The organism is Allobosea sp. P4_C6, assembly GCF_056402015.1.
Genome location: NZ_JBFUIF010000134.1, coordinates 1 through 3,661, shown reverse-complemented (window position 1 = coordinate 3,661; position 3,661 = coordinate 1). Strand labels below are relative to the sequence as shown.

The following is a 3,661-nucleotide window of genomic DNA, read 5'->3' as shown; positions in this document are numbered from 1 at the left end:
CCCCTGGGACAACAGCACGTCGACCTGCCGCAGCTTCGCGACGATCTCTTCAGGCTTGTGCTTCTTCTGCGGCATCGCGGGCATCCTCCAAAGGCTCAAAAAGCCTACTTCAGGGAGGGCCACTTTTCAGGGGGCAGGCCACGCCCATATTCTCTGCCTGGCGAGGCGATAATTAGTATTTTGACGCGATGGAGACACCTGAAAAGCGGGCCGGTGTAACCCGGCTCTTGCTCCGCTGGCCCCACCGCCGCGCGGAGCTTCTACGGGCGGCCAAGCGGCCCGCTTTTGCGAGCCTCTGCGAGAGCTACGCGCTCGCTTGGGAAGCGGCGCTGCACTGGGCCAAGATTCCGGGAAACCGGGCCGCTGAGATAGCCGAGGAGTACCGGCTGATCCTTGTTAAGCTTGAGCAGGATATCGCCTTGCTCTGCTCGACTGCGCAGCGAACGGTCAAATGAATACCCGCTCCGTATCTCGTAAACGGGGAGCTCATCAGCGTCTTCCCGAAGCCCCCTGTAGGAGCCGTGCCGCAGCTTGCCGTCGTCGGTCCACGCGCAAAAACTCGATTTCCGCCACCAGAGCCGGCGTGAGCCAGCGATAGGCCTGTCGTCTGCCCTTCAGGCTGACCGCGGGTTTTCAGATAACGAGTTCGTCCATCTGCTTGCGGAGCGCGGTCGCGCCGTCGTGGCTGAAGCCGATACCGACGCTTCCGACATAGACCGGTGGTGCCCCCTGGCTCACCGCAAGAAGCAGCCGGCCGACCCCGCCTTCATAAGCACGCGTAAGAGAGCGGGACGATGGGTGAGAGGCTGAGCATCATCAGCACGAAGTGTGAACTGACGGACGGGCTGCGCGTTGTCCGGTTAAAGAGGCCGAGAACAAATGGCCGACAAGCTGACAGCACCGTGGACCGATGAGCAGGTTKCSGCACTCAACCTGTTTCAGSTCGAAACTCGGGTGGCCCCCTTATGCGGCGGTGACCGAACCGACGACGCGCATCGGGCTTATCAAGCTGAGCATGGCGGTAACCTCGGGCAGCTTGTCGCGACCAAAGACGGGTTGGTCTGCCCCGTGTGCGGATATCGGCTGCAATGGGCGCACGGTTCCTGGCTTCCCCCGCCGCCTTCGAGCCCCGCAATGCCGAGCGAGGGGCAGATCATTGAGCCCGACGATTACGGAGAATATCTGCGCAGGGAGCGCACGCACAGTCGCTATGGTTACATGCAATGGCAGCTCGCCAAGGCCGCGAACAAGCGCGCCGACCAGGCTGAAGCCCGCGCCCTAGCCGCCGAAGCCGCGCTCGCTGCGGAACGGGAACGGGTCGAGCGAGCTATTCGCGATTGCCCGTCACTCGATGAGAACGGCTATATCTGCGAGAAGGCCGTGGCCATCGCAGCAATCCGCTCTCACGAGCCCCCATGATCCGCGACACGCCCAAGCGAGATCGGCACGCCTTCAAGCAAAGATGGGGCGACGTGCAGCGGCAGTGCGCCAGTTGCGGATATTGGCTCATCGCCGAAAGCGGACGCTCAAAATTTGAGACGACAGTCTGCGCAAACTGACCACTCGTATCCACCGGGATCAGACCCCGTGCAACGGAGATCGCGAGACACAGTAGCCTTGGCTCACTATTGTTCGGCTTAGCGTACGATTTTGAACAGCTCTCTGAGCCCTACGTTCCGTGACAGGATAAGTGTCAATCGATCGTAGAGAAGCTCCTCGCCTGAAGACCGCGTCCATCCGGGCATCCCCCCGGCAGAGAGAATCTTTGATCGTGGCGGGTCGAGCGTGGCGACGCGCCAATGGACACGATCGCGGGTCATTGTCCGCCACTTCCCCCTTGAGCACATTTGCGCCGCTCACTGGTCGGGCCGTCCCTTCATCCCCGTTTCGAGAACCGTGATTAGGCTCTGGAGGAGAGCGATCGCGCCCGAAATCGGCCTGAACTAGCTCGTGGTCGAATTGTCGACGAAGAAGGTCGGATCGGATTGGCGGGCCAACGGCTCTCGGCACAGCGGTCAGGACGAGGATGCGCTTACCGCTGAGCTGGGTCGGGCATGATATCGACCAAGGACTGCTATAAGCATGAAATTCATCAAGTGCGGGCTTCTGGCTGATTCTAAAGGGTTTCTCGGCGAAAAAATCGCCGTTTATGGACTACAGCAAGATCAGGGGCATTTCGCCTTTTGCCTACCCGTGGGGAACCGATCATCGATCGAAGTTTCTCCTTTGTTGATCTTGCAAATTGGCACCGTGTTTCGGAGACGGGGTCAGCCATCGACTAATGGTCCTTAAGGTCAATATCCGCGCCCAAGCGATAGGGTCAGAGTTTCGGTGCTCATTCCTCGCCCGACACGGAAGCCGAACGTGGAAATTCTCTGGTCAGATAAACCTCGCCTTCAATGGGCAGCAACGATGCTGGTCATTGCTGTCGGACTGGCAGTCTTCGCCTTCCTTGGCTGGCGGCGAGACTCTAACTAGTAGCCGGCGACGAAGGCTGAGCAGATATTCAAACATCCTGACGGCGAGAGCGTGGCAAAGAAAAGCCTGACGATCTGCATCGGCAGGCCTATGTCGCAATCGCTATACTCCAGTTTGTGCGCTCCAAAAGCCGGCAGGCCTGCACGGCATTCCAAGGGCCGCCGCCCGACGTTGCGATGTTTCGTTCATTCAAGGCTTTTTCGATCTTTCTGCGTGTCGAGGCCAAGGTCGGAGCGTTCCTGCCGGAGGGCCGAGACGGGGCAGGCRCAGCGAATTTGCCTTCGGGCATTGCGTTGCACTTTCATCTACGGAGGCACGAGATGTCCGTGCCGTCTGCCATGCGGGCGAAGCCGACTGACCCACCCCGATATCCGACGTCACCGACGTGTGCGATGCCCCTGGTAAGGCTGGCGGCATCGGGAAGCCTCGAGTGCGAATGGGAGCCGGCAGCAATTCTGCATGTACGCTTCACATCACTTTGCGTAGGCTCGGAATGAAGTCGCGTCGCTAAAAGCGGGTTCAAGTATGACGAGAGTGTTGTTGAGGCTAGGGTGAGTCGTGACGCAAACGTCTGATACTGGGCAGAAGGTGCTACAACCCGATGCGGTGCGAGCACAGCTCTCTCGTGTTCTGGCGAGTCCTGATTTCGAGGTCCCCGAGCGCCTACGGGACTTTCTGCGTTTCGTCGTCGAAGAGTTATTGGCTGGCCGTGGCGAACGGATAAAGGCCTACACCATCGCGACGCACGTATTTGGCCGTGGGCAAGATTTCGATATACTCAATGATCCCGTCGTGCGCATCGAGGCCAGTCGACTACGCCGAGCCTTGGAGCGCTATTATTTATTATCCGGGCGTATTGACCCCATCTGCATCGACATTCCCAAGGGCGCATACATCCCGAACATCACGGTGCGGCATCCAATCACACCACCACAAGAGTTGTTGGGACTGCATCCGAAAGTTGCGAACTCAGAAAACCCTCCTCGAAACCCCCGAAACTGGCTGCGGAAATTGGGCGTGCCGGTGGCGGCGGTTATTAGCATCTTGTTGGTAATCGCCCTAAGCGGCCTGGTCACAGACCCGACCAACTCATCACAATTGGCAACCAGTCCCAACGTTGCGCTCGTCGTTTCACCTTTCGAGAATCTGTCGGGAGCCGAAGGGTCGATCTACGCTGCCGGTA

The 3,661-nt window shown here is 59.3% G+C and carries 1 protein-coding gene and 1 pseudogene; both read left to right on the top strand.

From position 1 onward, the window contains the following. Positions 1-879 precede the first annotated feature (879 nt). Positions 880-1,419: a hypothetical protein gene (locus AC1DVA_RS26805; protein WP_476807910.1), complete on the top strand. Its 540-nt coding sequence runs from the start codon at positions 880-882 to the stop codon at positions 1,417-1,419. A gap of 1,617 nt (positions 1,420-3,036) precedes the next feature. After that, positions 3,037-3,661, top strand: a pseudogene (locus AC1DVA_RS26800) (adenylate cyclase); the annotation flags it as partial.